The 2,961-nt window shown below is 55.6% G+C and carries 4 protein-coding genes and 1 pseudogene; 2 read left to right on the top strand and 3 right to left on the bottom strand.

The genetic code is table 11. The annotated features are described in order from the left end of the window. Window positions 1-81 precede the first annotated feature (81 nt). Both ruvC and ruvA read left to right on the top strand, forming a co-directional pair. Window positions 82-606: a crossover junction endodeoxyribonuclease RuvC gene (gene ruvC, locus ABX962_RS33930; RefSeq protein WP_372726094.1), complete on the top strand. Its 525-nt coding sequence runs from the start codon at window positions 82-84 to the stop codon at window positions 604-606. Window positions 607-743: 137 nt separating this feature from the next. After that, window positions 744-1,370, top strand: a complete 627-nt coding sequence (ruvA, locus tag ABX962_RS33925) for a Holliday junction branch migration protein RuvA (RefSeq protein WP_372726093.1) — start codon at window positions 744-746, stop codon at window positions 1,368-1,370. Between the two features lie 150 nt (window positions 1,371-1,520). On the opposite strand, the gene ABX962_RS33920 is transcribed toward ruvA, so the two are convergent. The 3 genes and pseudogenes from ABX962_RS33920 to ABX962_RS33910 form a co-directional block, all read right to left on the bottom strand. After that, window positions 1,521-1,871, bottom strand: a complete 351-nt coding sequence (locus ABX962_RS33920) for a histidine kinase (RefSeq protein WP_372726092.1) — start codon at window positions 1,869-1,871, stop codon at window positions 1,521-1,523. 4 nt (window positions 1,872-1,875) lie between these two features. Further along, window positions 1,876-2,721 (bottom strand): sugar phosphate isomerase/epimerase family protein, encoded by an 846-nt coding sequence (locus ABX962_RS33915; RefSeq protein ID WP_372726091.1) that lies wholly within the window; start codon window positions 2,719-2,721, stop codon window positions 1,876-1,878. Beyond that, window positions 2,718-2,961 (bottom strand): annotated as a pseudogene (locus tag ABX962_RS33910) (hypothetical protein); the annotation flags it as partial. The pseudogene ABX962_RS33910 and the gene ABX962_RS33915, both read right to left, overlap by 4 nt.

The following is a 2,961-nucleotide window of genomic DNA, read 5'->3' as shown; positions in this document are numbered from 1 at the left end:
TGATGCGATCCGCGATCGGCTGAGCGAACTGGGCGTCGCGCTGCTGGACAAGAAGGAAGGCACGAGCTGGGAACGTAGCTCGTGATTAAAGGCGGCGTATCAGGACGGCGGATTCTAGGCATTGACCCTGGTTTGAATACAACCGGGTACGGGGTGATCGAGGTTCATGGCGCGACGATCAAGTTGTGCGAAGCCGGGATCATTCGCAGCCGTGCCAAGGATCCGCTGGAGATGCGTTTGCGAGAAATCTACACCGGCGTCAAAGAAGTAATCGAGGCGTTAAGCCCCGAGATGATGGCGCTGGAGCAGTTGTTTTCGCATTACGAGCGACCGCGAACGGCAATCTTGATGGGACACGCCCGCGGCGTGATCTGTTTAGCCGCCGGTGAAGCAGGAATTCCGGTGGGACACTTTGAACCCACGCGAGTGAAGAAGGTGTTGACCGGAAACGGCCGAGCCCCCAAAAGCCAAATGCAATTGGCGGTGAAGTTGCAACTGCGATTGGCGAATCTGCCCGAGCCGGCGGATGTCGCCGATGCCTTAGCGATCGCGTTGTGTGGCCATCACTTGGGCATCAACACGCCGCTCGACAAGTTGGTGAAGTAGACGAACAAGCGGAAGTATTTTCGTTGAAGAAGGCTGATGGTTGGCTGGAAGCTTCACTCGCAGATGACAGGCTGGAAGCCTATCCCACATTTTCCTTTCCCACTATTTAATAACACGTATTTGTAGGATGCAGTCTGTTGATCGTCACGATTACAGGGAAATTGGTTCGCGTCGGTGAGGCCTCGGTGGTGATTGAATCGGCCCCGTTTGAATACGAGGTCTTTGTTGCCGATTTCACACGTCGTCAATTGCAAGGGAAGATCGGTGACGAGGCGCGGCTGCATACGCTTCAGTACATCGAAGGCAATGCGGCCCAGGGCGGACGTTTGACCCCGCGATTGATCGGTTTTTTGTCGGAACCCGAACGCCAGTTTTTTGACCTGTTCTGCAGCGTCGATGGTGTCGGCGTGAAGAAAGCGCTGCGGGCGATGGTACGTCCGGTCAAGGAATTGGCAGTGCTGATCGAACAGCAAGACGCCAAGTCGCTCTCGGCACTTCCAGGCGTGGGGCCAGCAACGAGCGAGCGAATCATCGCGAAACTTCGCCGCAAAATGCCTCGCTTCGCCTTGATGGTCGATCCAGGGGCGATTGGCGAAACGCCCGAGGCCGGCAGCGAAGTGATCGGCGAGACGTTCGATGCCTTGATCACGCTGGGACATACCGAAGCGGATGCACGGCGTTTGATCGACGAAGCGATCGCGGGCAAGAAAAAGTTCAAGGACACCGAGTCGCTGCTGACCGCGATCTACCAGCGGTCAAGTTAGACGTTTGTCTGGATTGAAAATAAGGGTTTGACCGTAGCGGAAGTCGTCAACGACTTTCGTTGCAAAAAAGGCCCTTCCGCAAACGATACTCACCAACAGTTTCGGGGGGCATGGTGGACGAAAGTCTTCACGACTTTCGCTACTGGACTCCTATCCGACAAATAAGCTTGGCAGCGCCGCGTCGAATTGGCCTCGCGTCATCACCGTAGGAACACCGGCCTGCCTTGCCGCGTTGAGCTGGTTGACTTGGACATGAGGCCCATAGGCAATCACTTTTGCGGCCGGACAGCGGGATGCAATCTCTGCGACCACATCGGGAATCAATTTGCTGCGTGTTGACAAGTCGATGATCACGTAGGCCACCGAGTCGAGGTCCCCTGCGGGCAAATTCCCGCTGAACTTGAATTGCAACTCGGCATTCGCTGCCGCACCACGCACGCGGGATGCGAACATCAAATCGCCGGACAGAAACAGCACGAGATCAGCGGTTGTATTTGCCATTGGATTACTTACGCTTCTCGACTTCGTTCTTCATGAATTTTAAGCCTTCCGTGGCCAACGTGATTTCATCCTTGAACATGCGGCGCCAAATTTTGGTGGCGGCGGCGATTTCGGGAAGGGCTAGTCCAAATGCTTCGATGACCATCCAGCCGTCGTAGCCCATTTCGGCAATCGCGTCAAAGTTTTCCTCCCAGCGAACATGTCCATCGCCTGGGGTGCTACGATCGTTTTCGCTGATGTGGATGTGGAATAGTTTGTCGCCACCGACTTTGACCGCGTCTTTGATTCCCTTTTCTTCGATGTTGCTATGGAACGTATCGTACATCATGCCGCAAGCGGGATGGTCGACTTCGCGAACGAAACGAGCCGAGTCGGCGTGGCAGTTCAGGAAATAGCATTCAAAGCGGTTCAGCGCCTCGACGCCTAATTTTACCCCGACGTTGCCTGCATGTTCGGCGACCGCACGCATGCTTTCGACGCCCCACTTCCATTCGTCTTCGGTGGGACCTGCTCCGCTGAACACGCCGATTGCCGAGTGGTAGGGGCCAACCAACGTTTCCACGCCTGCGGCGGCACAGCAGTCCAAGGTCTTCTTCGTCAACTCGATGCCCTTGGCACGCACGCTGGCGTCGGGCGAAATCGGATTGTCCTCTTCGCCGCGAATCGTGACGGCGGTACGGGCTAGCCCCATGTCGTCAAGCTTCTTGCCAATCGCTGCGTAGTCGAGGTCGATGTTGAACATCGGCAACTCGACACCGTCGTAGCCGGCTGATTTGAGTTGTTCGCAAACAGGCATCAGTTCGTCCGTGACTTCGCCGGACCACAAAAGAAGATTCATGCCGTATTTCATTGTTTGCCTATCGAGTTGGAGTGTTGAAGCGATTGGAAAGGAGACTCGCCCGCCGGTGGTGTCAGTAATCGTGTTCGTCGCGACTGCACCAGCGTGGACGCTTGCGAGAGCCATTGGCCAACTTGTGGGGGTAAAGCCGCAAGTCCAACGCGGCTCATCACTTGATTGAGCCGGAACAAGAGTTTGTCATTGTCGAGGTAGTCGTACAAGAACCGCAATTCGATAAAACGATCGATCGCT

Source organism: Novipirellula sp. (assembly GCF_041583735.1).
GTDB lineage: Bacteria > Planctomycetota > Planctomycetia > Pirellulales > Pirellulaceae > Novipirellula.
The sequence above is the reverse complement of the archived record's forward strand: the minus strand, read 5'-3'. Positions and strand labels throughout refer to the sequence as shown.